Source organism: Rossellomorea sedimentorum, assembly GCF_046237645.1.
In the GTDB taxonomy this organism is placed as follows: Bacteria; Bacillota; Bacilli; order Bacillales; family Bacillaceae_B; genus Rossellomorea; species Rossellomorea sedimentorum.
Map to the genome: position 1 here is coordinate 3,472,328 of NZ_CP143546.1, position 22,506 is coordinate 3,494,833.

Consider the following 22,506-nt stretch of genomic DNA (forward strand, 5'->3'; position numbering starts at 1 on the left):
CAGATATAATGTTCCCTTATTGCAAAGAAAATGCCCATTGATATTTTTTCGGCATATGCATAATAATTTGCTAAAAGCAACAAGCTATGAAGGAAACATGAATAAAAAGTGCCGAGTGAACTAAAGATTAAAGCCGGCACCTAACCCATAAGGAGGTCACAACATGAGTACAATTCAACGTATTGCACTGGTCCTTACTATCATTGGAGCAATCAACTGGGGACTTGTAGGGTTCTTCCAATTCGACCTAGTTGCCGCTATCTTCGGCGGACAAGATTCAGCACTTGCCCGCCTTGTATATGGTTTAGTCGGTATTGCCGGCTTAATCAATATCGGTCTTCTGTTTGCTCCTTCTGAAGAAGCTGAGCATTCACCTGAAGCCCGCCCGACTCGATAAATCACAAAAGACAAACTCCGATGCGGGGTTTGTCTTTTTTTGGTTTGTAAATTCTGAAGGTGGCTTGTTTGCGGGTGACTTTCCTTACAGGACCAACGCTCGTACCAATTTCCCTCGATTTTGTAGGTGACTTGCTTTTGAAGCCAGACTCTCCTACCAATCCACGGCGGTTTTGTAGGTGACTTTCCTTAATGGCTCCATCTTCCTACCAATTCTTCATGCTTTACCAATTCAACATGGCAGTTCTGCAAGCAACCCGTTTGCGGCCCCACTACTACAAATCCGCACTTGAGAATGGGTTATACTAATTACAATCCGAAAAGTCTACCGAAACAGTCTCCTAACTATCTTCAAGCCTTTTTCCGAATTGGGGTATTTAAAGGAAAAATCAAAGAGATTGGTTTGCTTCAAAACACTTTTATAATGTGAGAAGGTGGAGAAGCTGCTTTCTCCATGGTAACTTCCAATCCCGCTTTCTCCTACGCCGCCAAATGGGAGATGAGGGGTAGCAACATGCATTAGGGTGTCATTGATACAGCCGCCGCCATAAGAAAGATTATCGGTAATGTCTTTTTCCACATTCTCATTTCCCGTGAACAAATATAGCGCAAGCGGCTTTGGACGGCTTGTTATAAAAGTCTTGACCTCTTCCAGTCTTTCATAGGTGAGCACAGGAAAAATCGGTCCAAAAATTTCTTCTGTCATGACAGGTACATCAGTGTGATGAGGTTTGATCAATGTTGGTTGTATCTGCAGGGTTCGGTCATCGGTTCCTCCGCCATAAATGACTTTTCCATCATTCATGTAGGCCTTCAACCGGTTATAATGGCGCTCATTGACAATCCTTCCATACTGGTCGCTGTGCAATGGCTCTTTCCCATAAAATTCATGAACAGCTTTTTTGTATTCTTTTATAAACTCGGCTTCTGCACTGCGATGAACAAACAAATAATCAGGCGCTATGCAAGTTTGACCTGAGTTGGTCAGCTTTCCAAACGCTATCCGTTTTGCCGCAAGACTAAGATCTGCGTCTTCATGAACAATACAAGGACTCTTCCCTCCCAATTCCAGCGTAACGGGAATCAACCGCTTGGAGGCGGCTTCCATCACAATTTTGCCGACCGGGACACTGCCCGTAAAAAAAATGTAGTCGAACGCCTGATCTAAAAGGAGCTGGTTCGTTTGGATTCCCCCCTCCACGACATAGACCAGCTCTTTACTAAAATGGCTTTCCACTATGTCAGAAAGGATCCTTGATGTGTGCGGTGTTAATTCGGAAGGTTTGACTATTGCTGTGTTTCCCGCTGCCAATGCTCCAATCAAAGGTGAAATCGCCAATTGGATTGGATAGTTCCATGGTGCGATGATCAATGTGACACCATACGGTTCAGGGATGCGAAATCCTTTGGACCCTATATGAGTCAAAGCGGTTTTTACTTTCTTCGGTTTTGCCCAGGAATCCAGATTTTTTAAAGTATAGCTGATTTCTTCGAGCAAGATACCGATTTCTGTTGTATACGCTTCTCTTTCAGATTTATTCAAATCAAGATGAAGTGCTTTAAGGATGTTTGACTCGTTTTTCCGGAGCACATCGGCTAACTTTTTAAGGTTTTCTTTTCTCGCTTCCAATGGTCTTGTTTTACCTGTTGCATAGTACTTCTTTTGAAGGGCAACTGCTTCTTCCACTGCAGCCCGCGACTTTTCACGAATGGAAATTTCGCTCATTTAAAACTCTCCTTGGATAGACTGATTTCCTATTATTATATACCTTTTGCCTATGTTGTACTTCTTGAAATAAGGCTCTTTTCTAAAACTTTATTGCAATTTACTATGTAGTTCATGAGATATAGCGATAATTTCACAGAAATTATCCGGGTAAACAAAAAAGCAAAGAGCTAATCACCTTGTTCAGTTAGATCAGCTCCATCATTCCTCTTCCTACAGTACATAAACTAAACACTTCGCATAAAAAATGCCGACCAGGCGCCATTGCCTGATCGACATTTCTTTCAAACCCAGCCTCTGAATCTGGACGCTTCCGCCATCTTGCGGGCGCCAACCATATAGGCTGCCAAACGCATGTTGACACGGCGGTTCATTGATGTTTCGTAAACATTATTGAATGCCTCTACCAGCTTGGTGTGAAGTTTTTCATTCACTTCTTCTTCCGTCCAGTAATACCCTTGGTTATTCTGCACCCATTCAAAGTACGATACAGTTACCCCGCCAGCGCTAGCCAGCACGTCAGGTACGAGGAGGATGTCCCTCTCTGAAAGGATTCTGGTTGCTTCGAAAGTTGTCGGACCGTTTGCTGCCTCAACAACAATCGATGCTTTGATGCTATGAGCATTTGACTCTGTGATTTGATTGGAAATGGCTGCCGGGACAAGGATATCACAATCCAGCTCCAATAAATCCTTGTTTGAGATTGTATTTTCAAATAACGTTGTAACGGTTCCAAAGCTGTCACGGCGATCCAGCAGATAATCAATATCCAAACCTTTCGGGTCATGAAGAGCTCCATGGGCATCCGATATGGCAATGACTTTGGCGCCTGCATCATGCATGAACTTTGCAAGGAAGCTACCGGCGTTCCCGAAACCTTGAATGACCACGCGGGCACCTTTAATATCAATGCCTTTTTTCTTGGCCGCTTCTTCTATACAGATTGTTACACCTTGTGCTGTTGCCTTTTCACGGCCTTGTGAGCCTCCCAATACCAATGGTTTTCCGGTAATGAAACCTGGAGAGTCATTTTCACGCAATCGGCTGTACTCATCCATCATCCAAGCCATGATTTGTGAATTGGTATATACGTCAGGAGCAGGAATGTCTTTTGTGGGCCCGACAATTTGGCTGATTGCCCGTACATAGCCGCGGCTCAGCCTCTCCAGCTCGGTGAAGGACATTGTTCTTGGATCGCAGACAATACCGCCTTTCCCTCCGCCGTAAGGCAAGTCAACAATGCCGCATTTCAGGCTCATCCACATTGATAATGCTTTCACTTCCTCCTCATCCACTTCAGGATGGAAGCGGACGCCCCCTTTAGTAGGTCCGACCGCATCATTATGCTGGGCTCTGTACCCTGTAAAGACCTTTATTTTTCCATCATCCATGCGGACAGGAATGCGTACAGTCAGCATCCGGACCGGCTCTTTTAAAAGTTCAAACATTTCCTCACTATAACCAAGCTTTCCGAGCGCATCATTGATTACGTGTTGAGTAGATGTAAACAGATTCAGGTTTTCTCCCATTGAAAAATTCGCCTCTTTATTGTGTAATCTAAAACCGTTGTTATTGTAACATACAACCAGAGAAATGCTTAATGATTTATGGGTTTTTCATGAATTCACTTCACAGTCTATCAGCAGCATGGTTTTACAAAGCTTTCCCAGGGGACTTCCGGTCACTAACACGGAAACTCTGCGGAACCCGCTTTGAATATTCATCGAACTACCAGAAAGTATTACTTCGACAGTACTTTCTGAATGCGTTCAATCGCCCAATCAAGGTCTTCCTGGCTGATGATCAGTGGAGGAGCAAACCTGATGACCGTTTCGTGTGTTTCTTTACACAGCAAGCCTTCTTCTTTAAGCTTCTCACAATAGCTGCGGGCAGGCTCAGTCAACTCGACTCCGATAAATAGTCCTCTTCCCCGCACTTCTTTGATTTTTGGATTATCGATCTCTTTTAGCTTCTTGGTAAAGTATTCGCCAAGCTCTAAGGAACGGTCAGCAAGGTTCTCATCTTCCAGCACTTCCAGTGAAGCGACAGAAACAGCGCATGCCATTGGATTTCCGCCGAAGGTCGATCCGTGTGAACCAGGATTGAACACACCAAGGATGTCTTCATCGGCTACCACGCAGGAAATCGGGAATACCCCTCCGCCAAGTGCTTTTCCAAGGATATACATATCCGGCTCCACATCTTCCCACTCACAAGCAAACATTTTACCCGTACGTGCAAGGCCTGCCTGAATTTCATCCGCAATGAAAAGAACATTGTTCTCTTTACACAGCTCATAAGCTGCCTTCAGGAAGCCTTCAGGAGGCATGACGATACCCGCTTCACCCTGGATGGGTTCAATCAAGAATGCAGCTGTATTAGGCGTAATGGCTTCTTTCAAAGCGTCAATATCGCCATATGGAACAAGGTTGATCCCTGGAAGCATCGGCCCGAATCCACGCTTGTATTCTTCCTCGGAAGAAAGAGAAACTGCAGACATTGTACGGCCATGGAAATTTCCTTTACAAGCAATGATTTCAGCCTGGTTATCTGCCACACCTTTCTTATCGTACGCCCAGCGGCGAGCTGTCTTGATGGCTGTCTCAACAGCTTCGGCACCCGTATTCATCGGAAGTGCCATATCTTTGTTTGTCATTTTACAGATTTTTTCATACCAAGGCCCCAGCTGGTCATTGTGGAATGCGCGGGAAGTCAACGTCACGCGGTCAGCCTGGTCTTTCAGCGCCTGTATGATTTTTGGATGGCGGTGTCCCTGGTTTACAGCCGAATACGCACTGAGCATATCCATGTATTTGTTTCCTTCTGGATCTTTCACCCATACACCTTCTGCCTCTGAGATCACGATTGGAAGCGGGTGATAATTATTCGCTCCGTATTCCTGGGTTTGTTCTATGATTGATTGAGAATTCCTTGACATTTTTTGTTCCTCCTCCTCATTTAATTGGGTTTCCTGGTTAAGTATGAAAGTTTCGATTAAAAGTATGTCCGCATATAAAGCTCTTTATATAGAATTGCTGACAGACGAAAAACCCTTTATCTCTGAACAGCAAACTACGGGTAGTAAACCTCCCTGTTATAATCAATGGAGCCTCCTTTTGAAGGCTCCATTAGGTTGGCAGTCTTATAGCATTTCAGATGTTGTTTTTGCCTGCATGTGAAGAAGCAAGTAGTCCGGACCGCCTGCTTTGGAGTCAGTACCCGACATGTTGAATCCGCCGAATGGCTGGTATCCAACGATTGCTCCTGTACAACCTCGGTTGAAATAAAGGTTTCCGACATGGAAATCTTCACGGGCTTGCTCGATATGTGCACGGTTGTTGGTGATAACGGCACCAGTCAAACCGTAGTCAGTGTTGTTTGCAATTTCAATTGCATGAGTGAAGTCCTTCGCTTTTGTGAATGCCACAACAGGTCCGAAGATCTCTTCTTTCATGATGCGAGCTTCCGGATCTACATGAGCAAAGATTGTTGGCTTGATGAAGTAACCTTTGGAGTCGTCTCCTTCTCCACCGATCATCAATTGGCCTTCTTCTTTCCCGATTTCGATGTAGTTCATGATCTTATCGAATGCAGCCTGGTCATTAACAGGTCCCATGAATGTTTCACGGTCTGTTGTATCGCCGACAGTCAATTCTTTTGTCAGTTCTACAGCACGCTCAAGTACTTGATCGTAAACGTCTTCAACGATTACTGCACGGGAACATGCAGAACATTTTTGCCCTGAGAATCCAAATGCAGATGCCACGATTGATTTTGCAGCCAACTCCAAGTCTGCTTCTTTATCTACCACAATTGTATCCTTACCGCCCATTTCAGCGATAACACGCTTCAGCCAGATTTGTCCATCATGCACTTTCGAAGCACGCTCATAGATGCGTGTACCTACATCACGGGAACCTGTGAAAGATACGAAACGAGTTTTCGGATGATCCACTATATAATCACCCATTTCTGATCCGCTTCCAGGGATGAAGTTGATAACGCCTTTAGGAAGACCTGCTTCTTCAAGGACCTCGATGAATTTCGCGGCCACAACCGGTGTAGTGGAAGCCGGTTTCAGAAGTACTGTGTTACCAGATACGATTGCTGCAACCGCTGTACCAGCCATGATGGCGAAAGCGAAGTTCCAAGGGGAAATGACTACACCTACTCCAAGTGGAATGTAGTTGAATTGATTGTATTCGCCAGGACGGCTCTCTACCTTGAAGCCTTCTGCGATGCGAAGCATTTGGCGACCGTAATATTCCATGAAGTCAATAGCTTCAGCTGTATCCGCATCTGCTTCATTCCAAGGCTTGCCTGCCTCTCTTACAAGAATTGCAGAGAATTCATGCTTGCGGCGGCGTACAATGGCAGCAGCCTTAAACAAGATGTCTGCACGAGTTTCCGGCTTTACTTTTCTCCACGTCTGGAACGTTTCGTAAGCTTCGTTCATCGCTTTTTCAGCTAGCTCGCGGCTGGCTTTGGAAACACGGCCTACAACTTGTTCTTTATTCGCCGGGTTCACAGAAACGATCTTATCTTCAGTGGTGATCTTTTCCCCACCGATTGTCAGCGGATAATCCTGCCCCAAATAACTGTCTACTAATTTAAGGCCCTCTTTAAATGCTTTCTGATTTTCTTCTTTCGAAAAATCTGTGAATGGTTCATGTTTGTACGGAATCAATTTCATTTCCCCCTTTATTTAGAATAAAAAATTAGTATATTCATATATTGCAGGGTAATAACGCAAAAAATATTTGCAATCAGAAAACCCTTACATATATAATAATGCAAAAGATAGTTGCATTTTTCAAGCATTTTGCATAATTTTTTTACCATTCTTCAATAAATGCTCGACAACATGTGTATGAAACAGAATTTCCAAACATTCATAAAAGGGTCAAATGCTTGATGAAAAACTACCTTGCACATTACACTATTACACTGTGAACCGGGTTTTCAAACTCATAAACCTGATTCTTTAAAATTTTTCTGAATTTTTTCAGGAGCAGCAGACTAAAGGAGAGAAAACAACATGTTTGTGAACGATATGCAAGAGTTAGTTTATCTCTATGAGAAAGTAGTGGACTCTATAGATGCAGGCGTTCATGTTATTAACTCTGAAGGACGAACCATTATATATAATAGGAAAATGATGGACATCGAGGGAATGGATGTTGATGATGTCCTCGATAAAAATCTGCTCGAGGTTTTCCAATTCAGCTATGGTGAGGAAAGTACACTGTTACATGTACTCCGGACCGGGAACCCGGCCATTAATGTCAAGCAAACGTACTTTAACGTGAAAGGCAGCGAGATTACGACCATTAACAATACCTATCCGGTCTTTCTTGAAGATACGATCATCGGAGCAATGGAGATTGCGCGGGATGTCACCAAGCTGGAGAAATTGATACGGGAAAATCGTTCCAAAAAATACGAACCGCTTTACACCTTTGATCACATTATCGGGGAAGATGCACTTTTTAAAGAGGTCATTGAAAACAGCAGGCGGGCTGCGAATACGTCATCACCGGTTCTGATCATCGGGGAAACAGGAACAGGGAAAGAGCTGTTTGCCCACAGTATCCACAATGGCAGCCCCCGGGCAAAAGAGCCCCTGATCAACCAAAATTGTTCCGCCCTCCCTGACCCGGTGATGGAAGAACTGCTGTTTGGAATGAACAAAGAGGACTCAGGAGAGACAATTGAACATCCAGGGTTGTTCGAACAGGCTGCAGAAGGAACGTTGATTTTAGACGAGATTAACAGTTTAAGTCTTCCCCTCCAAACCAAGTTGTTAAGGTTATTGAGGGAAAAGAAAGTCCGCAGACTTGGTTCCGATATTGATCGGTCGATTGAATGCAGGATTATCTGCACCATTAATGAAGATCCGATTGACGCTATTTCAGAAGGCAGACTGCGAAAAGAACTTTACTATCAATTGAGTGTAGTTTCTATTTTCATCCCCCCTTTAAGAGAAAGAATGGGAGATCTGGACCCTTTGCTTCGCCATTTTATTGAGAAGTATAACGGGCTTTTCGGAATGGGCGTCAAAGGTCTTGAAGATTCTGTTCATGAGAGGTTTAAGAATTACGATTGGCCGGGAAATGTCCGCGAGCTTGAACACGTTATAGAAGGGGCATTTAATCTGATGGGCACCGGCGGCCGGATCGGCTACACCCAGCTGCCGGTACACTTCAGGCAGCGGACGCAGCTCTTGGATGAGAAAACACTCAACAGTAATGCAGAAGATTTTCTATTTGACGGAGATAAAGAAATCAAGCCTCTTGAAGACTATATAGCTGAAGCTGAAATCTATTATATCCAGAAGGCCCTATTACATCATGACTTTAATGTCACCAAAACAGCCAAAGCCCTTGGCATGAGCAGGCAGAACCTTCAGTACCGCATTAAGAAGTTTGAGATTGAGCGCCCGGATTGAGGCTTTAAAAAAGGAGCATGTCCATGTGGAATATGGGAGGCTCCTTTTTTAGTTGTTAGATTTTCTTAGAATAGAATTTGGAAGTCTTCGATAAGATCCAAAACTCGTTGATAGCAGACAACAAGGCGACGATAGATCAGGCAAAGTCGTCGATAGAACAAATATTGGCTTTCGTCGGGACACAATCTTAGAGCAAAAAAAAGAGGTTCTACGTCAAATGTTGGGGTAGGAGTGCTTGCTCCTACTCCTTAACCTACATGAATTCCCTTTAACTTGTATTGATGATGTAATAAAACTCGAAGTCTGAAACGATCATAACGTCTAAAACCAAACGCATTCCGTTTAATGACCTTAGTTTGGTTATTCAACCCCTCAATAAAACCGTTATTATAACCGAAAGCAAAGCTGTTTAAAATTTCTACTTGCCAGTTTTTCAGGGTCTGGATAGCTTGTTGAAATTCCTTTAACTCTGCGCTTTCAACCTTACGGTAAAAGTTGTACAAACCCTCTTTAACCTTTTCAGGTGCTGAAGGGCCAAGCTTTTTCCCTTCTTCAAACCACAACCTGTAAGACTCCTTCAACGCATAAGCTGTGCGCAACTCTTCAGAAAGTCCAAGGTATCGTTCCAGGTACCAGGTTTGCCTATCATTTAGCTGTTCATAAGGCTTGTGGAAAATGTGCTTCATTCTCTTACACTTTTTACGGTCATACGCATGAAAATCTTTTTGTACTCGCCTTCTTACACGTTCTAGAGCCCAGTGTATATAACGGGAAAAGTGAAATCTATCGGCCACAATGATAGGAGTTCCCAGAGCTTTTCTCACCGCAGATTTAAAAGCATGACTCATATCCATTACGACCACTTTCACGTTTGAGCCTTTTGCGCGTAGGTAGTTCTTTATAGTTGTTACAGAGCGGTTAGGGAGAATGTCCAACGGTTCTCTGGTCTTCCCATCGGCAACGATGAGCTGATATTTCCCCTCATTTGTATCCCCTTTATACTCATCAATAGCGATGACAGACGGGAGCTTCTCAACCTCTTTTAGACGGGAGGCAGAGATTTGGTCAAATCGTCTTATGACTGTAGCTTGAGAGGTGCGGAACTGTCGGGCTGTATCTTTAAAGTTCTTACCCTGGATCACTCGGAGGCCTAAGGCTTGATTCCACTCAATTGTATGTCTTTGATAACGCTGAACAAACGTATTGTCTTCCGCAAAACGTTTTCCACAAGGGCAACTGTATCTACGTTTGCGGTAGAACAAATAAGATGTCCGTTCGAAAAGCTTGAGGTGTTGAACTTTTTGAAGACGATAGTCGTGGACCCTGCAGGTCCAGTTATTACAGGATGGGCACTTATGCTTTCGTTTTGGCAATTCAATGTGGAGATGGAAGGCTTCTCCCACTTCCTCCGCTTTCGAGATCCTAACCCCTTCTAATCCAGGTAAAACCATGTTAAAATGCATGTACACGCAACTCCTATCTTTTTCTTGTTTCTAGTCAACTCAAGTGTAAAAGATATAGGAGCTTGCGTGTATTTTTTTGCCTTAAGACCCACCCCAACAAATATAATAGAGCCAAAAAAGAACCGGTATCACTACCGGTCCCTGAAATATTACTTCTTGATTAGATCTTCACGCTCAGATTGCTCGATCCACTCTTCAAGTTTGTCTTTAAGAGTATTGAAGCCCGTTGGAGCTGATTCAGCTGCAGGTGCAGGCTTAACGCTTCCTTGACGGCGCTTAGGTTTTTTAGCAGCAGCGGCTTTAGGCTCTTCTGCAGGCGCTTCTTGAGTCGCGCGGATGGACAAGCTGATCTTTCCTTTAGCTTCGTCAACGGATAATACCTTTACCGTTACTTCATCTCCAACACTTAGATGTTCGTTAACATCTTTAACAAATCCGTGTGTGATTTCGGAAATATGAACAAGTCCTTGTGTATTTTCATCAAGAGCAACAAACGCACCGTATGGCTGAATGCCTGTTACCTTACCTGTTATAACGCTTCCTGTTTCGTATTTTGTACTCATGGGAACAACTCCTAATTATATATAAATTTTCTCCTTTTTACGCAATTATAGATTATATCACAGTTGGCAGGTTTACGCAAAAGTTCTCTATACATTAGGTAGTTTTCCCTTTTACCAATGGAAAAAACATGTTACATGATTGGTTTAGCCTATTTCTTAAAGTTCATATTCTATGTTGAATTCATCCCAGCCCTCAGGTTTGATAAACTGATTTCCCTTTAATTTGTTATAGTAAGGTTCCATTCTCTTGACGGTTAGAGAATCCGGGTACTTCTCCATCAGCTTTTCATAAGATTCTTTGATTTCAGCCTTTAAGGCTCCTTGATCGGTAAAAAGAGATTGAGCCGAAGACCCTTTGATAAACGCCCTGAATAGGTTGTTGTATTCCAATTCGAACTCCCGAAGGAAGTCAGAGCTGTCCGGAAGATTCTTCATCACCCTCTCGTAAAGCAGCAGGTCTCCTCCTGCCCGGGTCCAACTGGTGGTAATTATTCCTCCGTTATAGCTGCTCGGTAAACTTTTTATCCTCAGCACATCCAAATATGCTTCAGGAATTTCAGAATTGGATAGCATAGTGGATACGTAAGTACTATCCATACCCGCAAGGAAGTGGCTGTCGGTTGATGAATATTTTAAGTGAATTCCGTTGGCTGTTGCTCCTTCGACAAGAGTTACCAATTCGTCGGAATACTTATCCCTTTCCAGTAATATAGTACGGCCTTCCAGCTGCCCATCATATGAATCTGTTCTCCACTCCCCGCGATATTTTTCCAATTCTGCTTCATAGATTGGGAGTAGGTCTTCGTGTCTGTCTGTATAATTTTTCACCCATTGATCTGCTTCCTCCTCAGCAAGTTTTTTCCCCTTCAATCCGTCTATCATTTGCTGTGGTGTTTTTAAGATATTATCCAGATCTTCATTGATTGTATCGGTAAGATTTAATGTCGCTGCTTTTCCACTCTCAATTCTCTGGATAATGTAAGAAACGTACGCCTCTGCATCGGATTCCATTTCGGTCTGCCGGAATCCCTCTTCTGACATTCCAAGGCTTCCTGCCGCTTGAATACGTCTGACATTATAATGGCTCTGAATTTCGTTAATAACCTGTGATTTTTGCTCATCGGTCACTCCCTTCTCAGAGTGTTGGGCATTTTGGACGCTCGCTCCTTCTTGCCCAGTGTGCTGCAGGAGAAGTACAGCAGCCACCAACAGAGCACCAAAAATACTGGCAGCGTAAGGCCAATGAATGAATCTCCGCTTCTGTTTTTTTGGTGTGCGTTCGCTTTCAATCGCTTTTATCACTTGGCTGACATCCGTCTGAACAGGCATACGCTCGTAACTTTTATTAAGCAGTTTCATCCGTTTTTCCAACATTTTATCATCCATGGTTCTTACCCTCCTTTTTTTCAGCCTGGATTAACGCTTTTTTCAGCAGATTTTTCCCTCTCAATAGTCTTGTTTTGACTGTTGAGAGATTTAAAGCAAGAATTTCCTGGATCTCTTCGTACTTTTTTTCATGAAAATAGTAAAGGATAATCGGAATTCGGTATTTTTCATCAAGTTTCTGGATACATTCATGAAGCAGCCTGTCTTCCTCTTCCCGGAAGATGTTTTCTTCGGGCAGGGGTGCGCCTTCAGTAAAGGATTGGTTTTCCAACTTTTTCATCCTCAGCAGGCGGCGGTTTTCCATCCTCATGAAGTCCCTTGTTACATTAAGGGTGATTTTATAAAGCCAGGTAGTGAATTTTGAATGGGAAAACTGGTGTAAAAACCTGTAGACCCTTATGAATACCTCTTGAGATATGTCTTGTATATCTCGGCTCGCACCACCAAGTTGAAAAGCAAAGCGCTCCACAACGGGGGAATACTTTTTCACCAGCTCACTGTAGGCTGACAAATTTCCTCTTTGAGCTTCCTTGATTAAATGTTCGTTTTCCATACACTGCCCCCTTCCTTTTATTTGTAATTATGTAACTTCCTTTTTTCTATAAATGTTTCATAATATAAGAAATTGTATCTGATTATTTTAAATCATCTATACACTGAGTGAAAATCATAGTAAGATGGTGAAATCATCTTGAGAAAGGAGAGAATCATTCGTGAAAAATAATGATCAATGGTCATCAAAAATTGGATTTATCCTCGCGGCAGCCGGTTCAGCGATCGGACTCGGCGCGATATGGAAATTCCCTTATATGGCTGGAACTAATGGGGGCGGGGTTTTCTTTTTGCTCTTTATTCTATTTACTATTCTAATCGGTACCCCTATCCTCCTGGCAGAGTTTGTCATCGGCAGAAGAGGCGGAGGCGATGCGGTTACATCCTACCGCAACCTTGCTCCCTCTTCTCTCTGGCCGCTGGTCGGTTATTTTGGTACTTTCATTTCATTGGTTATTTTATCATTTTACAGTGTAGTCGGAGGCTGGATTGTTTCCTATCTGGTGAGGAGCCTGTCCGGCGGCCTGTCCGGAATGTCACAGGCAGAGTATGGGGCTTTATTTGAAAGCATCATCAGCAGTCCATGGGAAGTCCTGCTGGCCCAGCTTGTGTTCATGGTCTTGACCATTATTGTCGTTAAAGGCGGTATTAAAGCAGGAATTGAACGTGCAAGTAAATTCATGATGCCTGCCCTTTTTGTTCTTTTTTTAGTACTTGTCGTACGTTCCCTGACTTTGGAAGGCGCAATGGACGGCGTCAGGTTTTTATTACAGCCTGACTGGAGCTATCTAACTGCGGATACCGCTTTGCTAGCCCTTGGACAAGCCTTTTTTGCCCTCAGCGTGGGGATTTCGATTATGGTGACGTATTCTTCCTATTTGTCAAAGACAGAGAATATGCCGAATTCAGCATTCAGTGTCGCAGGGTTGAATATATTTATTTCTTTACTGGCAGGCCTTGTGATCTTTCCTTCTGTGTTTGCACTCGGATTTCAGCCGGATGCAGGTCCCGGCCTTGTCTTTGTTGTCATTCCTGCTGTTTTTAATGAAATTGCCTTTGGCGGGTTGTTTTTAGCCATCTTCCTGGTGCTGCTGCTCTTTGCAACCTTAACATCGGCGTTTTCAATCCTTGAAATTATCGTAGCTGTCATGGAAAGAGGAAATCCGCAGAAACGAAGCCGAATTACCTGGTTTGCAGGAATCCTTGTTTTTGTTGTCGGGATTCCGAGTGCCTTATCATTTGGGGTACTGACTGACTTCAGAATCGCCGGAAAATCCTTTTTTGACTTCGCCGACTTCATTGCCAGCAATATCGGCCTTCCCGTTGGAGCTCTTTTAATTAGTATTTTCACAGCTTATGTATTAAAGAAATCAGCTGTGAAAGAAGAGTTGCAGAGGGGATCAGGTATGTCTGACGGCCTGTTTGAAACCTTGTACTTCCTTATCCGTTTCGTGGTCCCGTTAGCGATCATCGTCGTCTTCCTGAATTCATTGGAAATACTTTAACCCTTTAAAGCAAAAAAAGGGACTGTCCCTTTTTGTGCGGTGAAGCAGTAAAGTCCCATAAACTTCACCTCTCACATTTTGTTCATGGATTACATGACTTATTATGCAGGTTAAATGGTACTATAAAGGTATAGAAGGTTAATTGGATGGAGGGAGTCACATGTCTCATTTTGGTCAAAATTTAAAATTATTGCGTGAAGAGCGTAATATCAGCCAGGAAGAACTAGCGATGCGTGCAAGGCTCGGCAGGACAACGATTGAAAAGTATGAAAACGGCAGTCGAATTCCTGACACCCCTACGATTTTAAAGCTGTCGACTGTCCTCGATGTCCCAGCTCCTGAAATGTTGGAAAGAGAAGCACTGGAAAGCCATTCTCAGGGAGTGGACCAGGAAATTCAACAGCTGATCAGTGAAATGGGCACCAAGAAAGCCAAATTGATTCTCCGCAAAGCGAAGGAATTTTCCGAAGAAGATTTTTTAAGAGTCATGCAGATGCTCTATGAAATCAAATATGGACCAACTGTAGAATAATTTTCCCTTTTCCATGTATAAAATTCACTTGAAGGGGCAATGCTTTTAGTAAGCTTTCTAAGTATTCCCCCTTTTGTTTTCATTGTGGACGGTATCTTACATATCGTCCTATTTTTTGTTCCTGCAGTGTCGAAACTTGTCGAGTGGTCGGTAAATTGCTAAAATCGTCATTAAACGCCTTAATTCATTGATAAATCCTGAAAAAGCGCAGATAAATTCTCATACATACGATACCCCAGTCCTTTTCCGCCCCCTTCCCTTCACCCCTCTCTCATTAATCACAATTCATGGTGTTTTTTTACTCAGTCAGGGTAGAATACAAGTACGTATTCTTATCAGGAGTGAGAGTAAAATGAACGATATAACTTACAAGGCAAACATTAATGGCGCTGAAGTTTTTTACGAACACCACCGCCACCCGTCTGCCCAAGAAACCATCGTGCTTCTTCATGGATTTCTTTCATCCACTTTCAGTTTCCGCCACCTGACCCCTCTGTTGAAAGAACAGTACAATGTCATATCGGTGGACCTTCCCCCGTTTGGTCAGAGCGGAAAGAACAAGGACTTTATCTATTCATACGAAAACCTCGCTAAGACTGTCATCCTTCTTATGGAAAAGCTCGAGATTGAAAACATCCATCTCATCGGTCACTCGATGGGCGGACAGATCGCTCTCAATGTCATGAAGCAGAAACCTGATCTGGTTGAGAAAGGAATTCTTCTTTGCAGCTCCGGTTACCTGAAGAAAATGAACTGGCCGATAACCATGCTGAGTTATATTCCATTTTTCCACCTGTATGTAAAAATGTATCTGGCAAAGTCGGGAGTCCGCCAAAACCTGGAAAACGTTGTTCATGATGCTAAAATGATCAATGATGAAATGATGTTCGGTTATCTGAAACCTTTCCTTGATGATGATATATTCCGTGCCCTTACAAGAATGATCCGCCACCGTGAAGGCGATTTGAGCCAGCAGGATCTGCATAAGATCCAAACACCTTGTCTCCTGATTTGGGGAAGGCATGACCGGGTCGTTCCCTTGCATATCGGCAAAAGGCTCAATAAGGATTTACCTAATTCCAAATTACTTATCCTTGAGAAAACCGGCCATCTTGTGCCTGAAGAAAGGCCGCAAGATGTTTACGACCATATCCGCTCATTCACCGAACAGGAATTTAAGAAAGAACAAGTTAAAAGCAGTACCAAGAAGCCAATCTCCAATACACTGCCTGTTACGTAAATTTCATCAACACTGCACTAAAAAGAATGTCCGCTCCGGGAAAAGTGTTACCCAAGCGGACATTCTTTTTACTGAATAGCTGCGCTTCCTAGTCATCCGTCTACCTGTATTCCAACTCTATAAGCAGATGTTTTTCATCTTCCACCTTCATCTTTTAACATATTAATAAGTATCTAAAAAAGGATGTGATCACGATGTACAATTTTGATGATTCCCCAAACCGCAAAGGCACATCGTCTGTAAAGTGGGATATGACTAAAGCAGTATTCGGACATGAAGATGTGCTTCCGATGTGGGTTGCAGATATGGATTTTCCGCCCCCTCCCCAAGTTATTGAAAGCATGAATGCCCGCCTGTCTCATGGAGTATTCGGCTATACCTTTACAGGTGATCCGTTAGGAAAAGCAGTCAGCGGCTGGATGAACGAGCGCCATGACTGGGAAATCAGTAAAAGCTGGCTGCTATACAGTTCCGGGATTGTCCCTGCAATAGCCACGATCATCAGGGCGTTTACGGAAAAAGGAGACAGCATCCTGATGCACTCTCCTGTTTATACACCCTTTTTCAGCATTGCTGAGTCGAACGAGCGTGTGGTGAAAAAATGTCCTATGGAAATACAAGATGGACAATATACATTTGACTTTGCTTTGTTCGAAGAGGCCTTAAAACAGGGAGTGAAGCTTTTCTTGCTCTGCAGCCCGCATAATCCAGGCGGACGGGTCTGGAAAAAGGATGAGCTGATCAAGATTGCGGAACTTTGCAAAAAATATAATGTACTGATCGTCTCGGATGAAATCCACGCAGATCTTGTATATAAACCTAATAAGCATATCCCCATAGCCTCTCTCAAAAAAGAATATGAAGATTTCATTATGACTCTTGTTGCACCAAGCAAGACATTCAATATTGCCGGCTTGCAAGCATCAGCTATGATCATACCCAATCAGACATTACGTGAAAGAGTTACAGAAGAGCAGCATAAACAAGGCCTATTCACTTTGAACACATTCGGTATCCTTGGAATGGAAGCTGCCTACCAGCATGGTGCTGAATGGCTGGACAGCCTGCTTGCCTATCTGCAGGGAAACATCAGAGAAGTGCAATCCTATGTACAAAAGGAATTGCCCGATTTGACTGTGATGAACCCCGAGGCGACCTATCTGTTATGGATTGATTTCCGCAAGCTGGGGAAATCCGAAAAAGAACTGGAGAAACTATTATTGGATAAAGGCAAACTGGCTCTTGAGCCTGGCAGCAAGTTCGGTGAAGACGGAAAAGGTTTCTTCAGGATGAATATCGCCTGTACGAGAGAAACATTGAAAGATGGACTGGGAAGATTGAAAATAGCATTATCCTGACAAGCAAGGCGATCCTTGCTTGTTTTTTTGCCACTTTAACGCATTACTTAATAAAAAAACTGACAACCATCCGGTCATCAGTTATTCTTTATCCTTTTCATTTGTAATTTCCCCACAGGCAATTCTCTTCCCCGACTCCCCTGCCGGCTGGGACATTCCATCATCCTGGCCTTCATGGATGACAATTGAAGTCCCATCTTTTGTAAATAGAGAAGTTTTACCTTTAGTGAGTGTGACCAGCGGCGCCATGATCTTCCCTTTATAAGAACCATCATCTTCTACAATCAGGTTAGGCAGGTCCCCTGCATGGGCTCCTTTTGGGTGAAGAAGTCCATGTTCTTTATCATCGGGATTAAAGTGGTCTCCAGCTGATACAAAATCAGGCGGCTCGCATTTGCCTTTTTCATGGATATGTATGGCGTGCACACCCGGAGGCAGGCCGACAAGATCCAGGTCCATTTCAATACCTGCACTCATTTCCTGCAGTGTTGCCTTACCTAGCGAGTCACCGACAGGGTTTTTGATGTCCACCTCAGTTTTTTTAGGGTTCTGGACATCCTCAATTGCACAGCCTTGAAGCAGGATTGCCGAGACCAGCAGTCCTGTTACTATCTTTGCATTCATGATATCTCCTCCAACTACAAAATCGTCTATACCATTGTTGCCTTTGTTGGAGGAAAATATTCTCTCTCTTTGATTCTCCCAAAAGCCGGTGCTGATTACTCATTGCTCGACTAACGTCACCAAAAGCGGAAGCAAAACACTCAGCCGGGCAAAAGGACTCGGGAGTTTCCTTAACGATGGTTCTCATCAGCGGCTTTCCGGGCTTCTTCTTCAGCCTGCCTCGTCTTCTCTTCCTCTTTTTTTGAGATTTTGATGATCCAGCGGAAGGTCAGGACTGCAGCTGTACCAAATAAAATCATCCAAAAGGCAGCAGGGATATATTCGGATTTATCTTCTGGGAAATATAGAAACAGATTTAAGATAAATGCATTAAGCATAATAATATCTCCTTTCAACTTCTCAAACTGTAGCCATTATATCAATTCCGTTTGGTTAAAACCATGTCGAAAACCAAAACAAAAGCAGCTGCCCCTTACGGAAACAACTGCCTTTCTACACTCTTATTCTTTAATGATTTCTATTTTTTCTATGACGACATCTTCTACTGGCTTATCGTTTGCACCAGTTTCGACGGCAGCTATCGCGTCAACGACATCCATTCCCTCGATGACTTGTCCAAACACAGTGTGACGGTTATCCAAATGAGGAGTCCCGCCACGCTCCATATACATTTCTATGGCTTTCTTACCAAAGCCTGCTGCCGCCATCTGCTCCTCTAAAGCCGGATCGAGGCTGGCGTTCTGCACGATAAAGAACTGGCTTCCATTCGTGTTGGCCCCTGCATTCGCCATGGAGAGCGCTCCACGTATATTTAACAATTCTTTTGAAAACTCATCTTCAAAGGAATCACCCCAGATGCTTTCTCCGCCTGTACCGTTCCCTTCCGGATCTCCCCCTTGGATCATAAAGTCACTGATGACCCGGTGGAAAGTAACGCCTTCATAATAACCTTCTTTGCTGTGGGTCATGAAGTTTTCCACTGCCTTAGGTGCCTGTTCAGGGAATAACTTAATTGTGATGTCTCCCATGTTCGTAATCATTTTAACAGCTTTTTCATTCTCCTGAATTTCTTCCGTCAACTGCGGATAAGTGACATCACTGTCATCAACAGCTTCAACCGTTTCTTGTGCCTGTTCATTTTCATTTCCTGCTGTTTCATCCTGACCATTGTTTTGGCTTTGCTCTTCCTGACCTGCTGTCCCGCACGCAGACAACATCAGCACAAGAAGTGCTGCAGCGATTGCTATGTACTTTTGCATGATAAATTCCCCCGTCTTCAAAAGATTGATTTGTATGTATAATAGATGATAGTCTACTGGCTGGCAACACTTTTTATTATGAATTACAATGGAAGCAATTGCTATATAAAAATTAGGCTTTGTTAGTTGATGGTGATGTTATTTAGGACTCCTAGGAGATAAATTATATATTTCAAAGGTATTATCATAGTAGATTGATGCGGAAGGCGTACGATCTCCTGCGGGACTAGCGGGCGTCTAGTTCCAGCGCCCGAGGTTACGTACCCACTGGAACGTAACCCCACAGGCGCAGCCGAGGAGGCTCACCGCCTGCCCCGCGGAGTCGCGCGCCTGTAGCGAAAATCTATCAATCATAATGCTTAAGAAATCAACATTACTCTTTAACAGAGCCAAAAATTAAAAGATAAGGAGGATGACGCATGTCCGCTTTCAACAACGGAGATCTCGTAACAGCTCTCTACAAGACAGGAAAATACATAGGGGAAGTGACAGACTCCCGCCCAGGGATTTATGTCGTCAAAATACTTGCTGTTTTAAAACATCCGCGCCAAGGTGATCTTCATAATCCCAAAGATGTAGACGTTCCTCTGTTTCACGAAAGGAAGGCATTGGCTTTCAGGGAAAGAGCCAATATCCCTGAGAAGATGGTGAAGCCTTACGAAGGGGAGCTTCCAGATTACAATGAAACGCTGATTCGTTCTTTCAACGAATTAAAAGCCCAGTTGGAGGCAGAGGATTCAGACTTTGCCCAAAAGAGCCTTGAAACGCTGGAGAGCGTGAAGCGGGAATACGAATTGATGTATTCTATTACCCTTTAAATTAGGCTCTTTTCGTGAACATTGTTGCTATTTAATACAAATTTTAAAAAAACTACTTAATTAACCAGGAATAGCCTGATAAACAAGTAAGAAAAGAGCTAATTCACCTCTTTCAGAGAAAAAAGCCCTTGTCTCCAAGGGAAAAATCCGGCTCTTTGGATTTTTCCGAGAGCAACAATATATACGAAAACAGCGTTAAATTATTAAAACCCAAATCAATAATTGATTTGGGTTTTTCATGCCATCTGATTGAACAGTTTGGACAAGTCGATGCGGTCTCCAATGGTGGTCGGTTCCGCTTTATCCAGATACTTTTTATCTTTTTCAACCAACTTATAAATATGGTAAGTCGTCAAAGCATCATCAAGCGCTTTATGATGTTTACCGACCCCTTCCCGTCCATATTCCTGGACCGCTTTCCACAGCCCGGTTTGGTTCTGGTCGCCGAAAAACCGTTTGTATTCCATGGACAAATCAATAAATTCTCCTGTGAATGGAAAATCGATTCCCGCCTTATTACAATTGTTCCGCAGAACTTTCATGTCCATATTGCCCCAGGTGATGATCTTGTTCTTCCCTCTTCGATTCATTTCACTCAAGTACTGTATCAATGAATGAAATGGTATCCCATTATCTACATCATTCTGGGAAATTGATAAAAATTGTTTACAGCGCTTCGTTAACACAGGAAAGGCAGAAGGCTTTACATACGTTGAAAACTTATCAGTGATTTTCCCATTCTGTACTGCCACCAGTCCGGTCTCAATTATTTCAGGGTAAAAGCCCCGCGGATTCTGCTGCCTTTCCGGCATGGAAAATTCAAAATCAATGATGATTAATTGATTGCCTTTCAACTGAATCCCCTCCTCACATTCGATCATTTCTCCACTAAACTGGACAGTAACATTTCTAGAAGCGAACCCCCAAATATGGTCCAACGGGCGGGCCTCCGCTGATGAAAAACACCCATATAAAACGGTACTCGTTAATGGAAGTACAGACTTTATAAAACCCAAATTTAATCTCTGCGTCTTTATTCTATTTATTATATCATGATTACACTAAAAATTATGACAATTTCAAAATTTTAGGGATAAAAACGTAATTAGCTTTCTTTACTAATAAACTCTGCAAGCTGCTGCAGCTGCAGTATTAAAAAAGAACAAGATTGCTCTAAAACGGTTCCGGGTACCTAAAAAAAGACCCTATTACATTCTTACAAGCTTCAGGATCACAGGATCCATTAGACAAAGTGCCAGGGCATGCCCCGGATTTTGCCCGCGGGAAAGCAGTAATATTGTGCAGAGGCTTACAAATATTTTATACTATTAATATTTAGCGAAACGAAATATTTTCAATAATTTTAAGAAGGTGTTATTTATCTCTACTGAACAAAGAAACCTGATGATCATGTGGTTCGCAAACTTTCTGGTCGCCGCCAGTGCCACAATGGTTCTCCCTTTCCTTTCCCTTTATTTAGAAACATTCGGAACCTACGACAGCGCGTATGTTCAGCGCTGGTCCGGCTATGTATTCGGCATTACATTCCTGGTCGCGTTTTTCATTTCCCCCCTATGGGGCAGATTCGGTGATAAATATGGCTTCAAACCAATCCTTTTAATCACCGGTTATGGCATCTCCCTTTCCATATTCATGATGGGGTTTGTGGACTCTGTCGCAGGTTTGTTCCTGCTTCGAATGGCGATGGGGGCTGTCACAGGATTCATCCCCACTTCCATTGCACTTATTTCAGCCCAGACGCCTAAAGAAATTGCTGGAAAGACACTAGGCACCCTCCAGATGGGTACTGTGTCAGGAGGATTATTCGGACCAGTCCTTGGGGGAGTGATGGCCGATTCGTTCGGCTTTTCCTATACATTCATCATTACCTCGATTGCGATTGCCCTTGCAGCAACAGGTGTCCTGTTCGGCATTAGAGAAGTTAGAAAAACGTCCAAAACTTCGTCTAAAAAAACAAGCTATTCCAGCAAGGAGGTCCTGCTGCATATTGCAAAACATAAGCTGCTTCTAACCGTCATGATCATTTCCTTCATTATTCAGGTTGCGAATTTCAGCGTTCAGCCGCTTTTAGCCCTTTATGTGGATGAACTGACTTCGACCACCAATATCGCTTTCCTGGCAGGCCTTGCCTTTTCAGCTACGGGTGTCGGTAATCTCCTCGCCACAAGAAAATGGGGGAAACTCGGGGATGAAATCGGGTATGAAAAGGTTCTTTCCATATTACTTGTCCTGGCCTGCGTCTTCATCATCCCGCAAGCCCTATCGGAACATCTTTGGCAATTGGTTCTTTTCCGTTTCCTATTCGGGATTGCGATTGGAGGAATGATTCCGAGTGTAACGGCCTATATCAGGCAGGAAGCCCCCCTTTCCATGCAGGGGGAGGTTCTCGGGTATAATCAAAGCTTCCGATTCCTGGGAAACGTTGCCGGACCGGTGCTGGGAGGGGTCCTTTCCGGCTTTGCCGGGATTTCCTCAATTTTCTATATCACGGGTGCTTTATTCTTGGCGGCTTTTGGATTATTATGGTGGAGTATGCGGCATTCCGAAAAGTACGTAAATGAGCCATATTAATTCTGAAGCAGTGCTTTAGAATCCTAATAAAGCCAGAGATGAGT

At 43.4% G+C, this 22,506-nt stretch carries 20 protein-coding genes; 8 read left to right on the forward strand and 12 right to left on the reverse strand.

Going from position 1 to position 22,506, the window contains the following annotated elements:
- Nucleotides 1-163 precede the first annotated feature (163 nt).
- Entirely contained in the window at nt 164-397 is a 234-nt protein-coding gene (locus V1502_RS17090) for a DUF378 domain-containing protein (RefSeq protein WP_006837125.1), read from the forward strand.
- 324 nt (nt 398-721) lie between these two features.
- Here the strand turns inward: V1502_RS17090 and V1502_RS17095 are convergent, their stop codons facing one another.
- The 4 genes from V1502_RS17095 to pruA form a co-directional block, all read right to left on the reverse strand.
- Entirely contained in the window at nt 722-2,122 is a 1,401-nt protein-coding gene (locus V1502_RS17095) for an aldehyde dehydrogenase (RefSeq protein WP_409251805.1), read from the reverse strand.
- A 284-nt stretch (nt 2,123-2,406) separates the two neighbouring features.
- Nucleotides 2,407-3,651, reverse strand: a complete 1,245-nt coding sequence (locus V1502_RS17100; RefSeq protein WP_409251806.1) for a Glu/Leu/Phe/Val family dehydrogenase — start codon at nt 3,649-3,651, stop codon at nt 2,407-2,409.
- Nucleotides 3,652-3,863: 212 nt separating this feature from the next.
- Nucleotides 3,864-5,060 carry an ornithine--oxo-acid transaminase gene (locus V1502_RS17105; protein ID WP_409251807.1) on the reverse strand — a complete coding sequence of 399 codons (1,197 nt, stop codon included), beginning with the start codon at nt 5,058-5,060 and terminating at the stop codon, nt 3,864-3,866.
- A gap of 204 nt (nt 5,061-5,264) precedes the next feature.
- The gene (pruA, locus tag V1502_RS17110) at nt 5,265-6,815 is read right to left on the reverse strand and encodes an L-glutamate gamma-semialdehyde dehydrogenase (RefSeq protein WP_409251808.1); all 1,551 of its coding nucleotides are present in this window, start codon (nt 6,813-6,815) and stop codon (nt 5,265-5,267) included.
- Between the two features lie 345 nt (nt 6,816-7,160).
- On the opposite strand from pruA, the gene V1502_RS17115 reads away from it, so the two are divergent.
- Nucleotides 7,161-8,570 (forward strand): sigma-54 interaction domain-containing protein, encoded by a 1,410-nt coding sequence (locus tag V1502_RS17115; RefSeq protein WP_409251809.1) that lies wholly within the window; start codon nt 7,161-7,163, stop codon nt 8,568-8,570.
- A gap of 248 nt (nt 8,571-8,818) precedes the next feature.
- Here the strand turns inward: V1502_RS17115 and V1502_RS17120 are convergent, their stop codons facing one another.
- The 4 genes from V1502_RS17120 to V1502_RS17135 all read right to left on the reverse strand — a co-directional run bounded on the left by V1502_RS17120 (nt 8,819) and on the right by V1502_RS17135 (nt 12,535).
- Complete coding sequence (locus tag V1502_RS17120; RefSeq protein WP_409251810.1) at nt 8,819-10,039, reverse strand: ISL3 family transposase; 1,221 nt, start codon at nt 10,037-10,039, stop codon at nt 8,819-8,821.
- A 143-nt stretch (nt 10,040-10,182) separates the two neighbouring features.
- Complete coding sequence (gene yugI, locus V1502_RS17125) at nt 10,183-10,596, reverse strand: S1 domain-containing post-transcriptional regulator GSP13 (protein ID WP_409251811.1); 414 nt, start codon at nt 10,594-10,596, stop codon at nt 10,183-10,185.
- Nucleotides 10,597-10,752: 156 nt separating this feature from the next.
- Complete coding sequence (locus V1502_RS17130) at nt 10,753-11,982, reverse strand: hypothetical protein (RefSeq protein ID WP_409251812.1); 1,230 nt, start codon at nt 11,980-11,982, stop codon at nt 10,753-10,755.
- Nucleotides 11,975-12,535 (reverse strand): RNA polymerase sigma factor, encoded by a 561-nt coding sequence (locus tag V1502_RS17135; RefSeq protein WP_409251813.1) that lies wholly within the window; start codon nt 12,533-12,535, stop codon nt 11,975-11,977. Before V1502_RS17135 ends, V1502_RS17130 begins: the two co-directional genes overlap by 8 nt.
- 160 nt (nt 12,536-12,695) lie before the next feature.
- Between V1502_RS17135 and V1502_RS17140 the strand changes: the two genes are divergently transcribed.
- The 4 genes from V1502_RS17140 to V1502_RS17155 all read left to right on the forward strand — a co-directional run bounded on the left by V1502_RS17140 (nt 12,696) and on the right by V1502_RS17155 (nt 17,169).
- Nucleotides 12,696-14,039 carry a sodium-dependent transporter gene (locus tag V1502_RS17140; protein WP_409251814.1) on the forward strand — a complete coding sequence of 448 codons (1,344 nt, stop codon included), beginning with the start codon at nt 12,696-12,698 and terminating at the stop codon, nt 14,037-14,039.
- 160 nt (nt 14,040-14,199) lie between these two features.
- Nucleotides 14,200-14,571: a helix-turn-helix domain-containing protein gene (locus V1502_RS17145; RefSeq protein ID WP_409251815.1), complete on the forward strand. Its 372-nt coding sequence runs from the start codon at nt 14,200-14,202 to the stop codon at nt 14,569-14,571.
- 352 nt (nt 14,572-14,923) lie between these two features.
- Entirely contained in the window at nt 14,924-15,811 is an 888-nt protein-coding gene (locus tag V1502_RS17150) for an alpha/beta fold hydrolase (protein WP_409251816.1), read from the forward strand.
- Between the two features lie 194 nt (nt 15,812-16,005).
- On the forward strand, nt 16,006-17,169 hold the full coding sequence (locus V1502_RS17155) for a MalY/PatB family protein (protein WP_409251817.1): 1,164 nt from the start codon (nt 16,006-16,008) through the stop codon (nt 17,167-17,169).
- Between the two features lie 81 nt (nt 17,170-17,250).
- On the opposite strand, the gene V1502_RS17160 is transcribed toward V1502_RS17155, so the two are convergent.
- The 3 genes from V1502_RS17160 to V1502_RS17170 form a co-directional block, all read right to left on the reverse strand.
- A complete protein-coding gene (locus V1502_RS17160) occupies nt 17,251-17,793 on the reverse strand; it encodes a superoxide dismutase family protein (RefSeq protein ID WP_409251818.1) in 543 nt (180 codons plus the stop codon).
- A gap of 170 nt (nt 17,794-17,963) precedes the next feature.
- Complete coding sequence (locus V1502_RS17165; protein WP_409251819.1) at nt 17,964-18,170, reverse strand: hypothetical protein; 207 nt, start codon at nt 18,168-18,170, stop codon at nt 17,964-17,966.
- A gap of 123 nt (nt 18,171-18,293) precedes the next feature.
- Nucleotides 18,294-19,052, reverse strand: coding sequence for a peptidylprolyl isomerase (locus tag V1502_RS17170; protein ID WP_409251820.1), 759 nt, complete (start codon nt 19,050-19,052; stop codon nt 18,294-18,296).
- 419 nt (nt 19,053-19,471) lie between these two features.
- Between V1502_RS17170 and V1502_RS17175 the strand changes: the two genes are divergently transcribed.
- The gene (locus tag V1502_RS17175; RefSeq protein ID WP_409251821.1) at nt 19,472-19,870 is read left to right on the forward strand and encodes a kinase-associated lipoprotein B; all 399 of its coding nucleotides are present in this window, start codon (nt 19,472-19,474) and stop codon (nt 19,868-19,870) included.
- A gap of 236 nt (nt 19,871-20,106) precedes the next feature.
- Here V1502_RS17175 and kapD read toward each other — a convergent pair whose 3' ends face one another.
- On the reverse strand, nt 20,107-20,751 hold the full coding sequence (gene kapD / locus V1502_RS17180; RefSeq protein WP_409254379.1) for a 3'-5' exonuclease KapD: 645 nt from the start codon (nt 20,749-20,751) through the stop codon (nt 20,107-20,109).
- 499 nt (nt 20,752-21,250) lie between these two features.
- Here kapD and V1502_RS17185 point away from each other — a divergent pair, with 499 nt between their 5' ends.
- Nucleotides 21,251-22,462 (forward strand): MFS transporter, encoded by a 1,212-nt coding sequence (locus V1502_RS17185; RefSeq protein WP_409254380.1) that lies wholly within the window; start codon nt 21,251-21,253, stop codon nt 22,460-22,462.
- Nucleotides 22,463-22,506 lie beyond the last annotated feature (44 nt).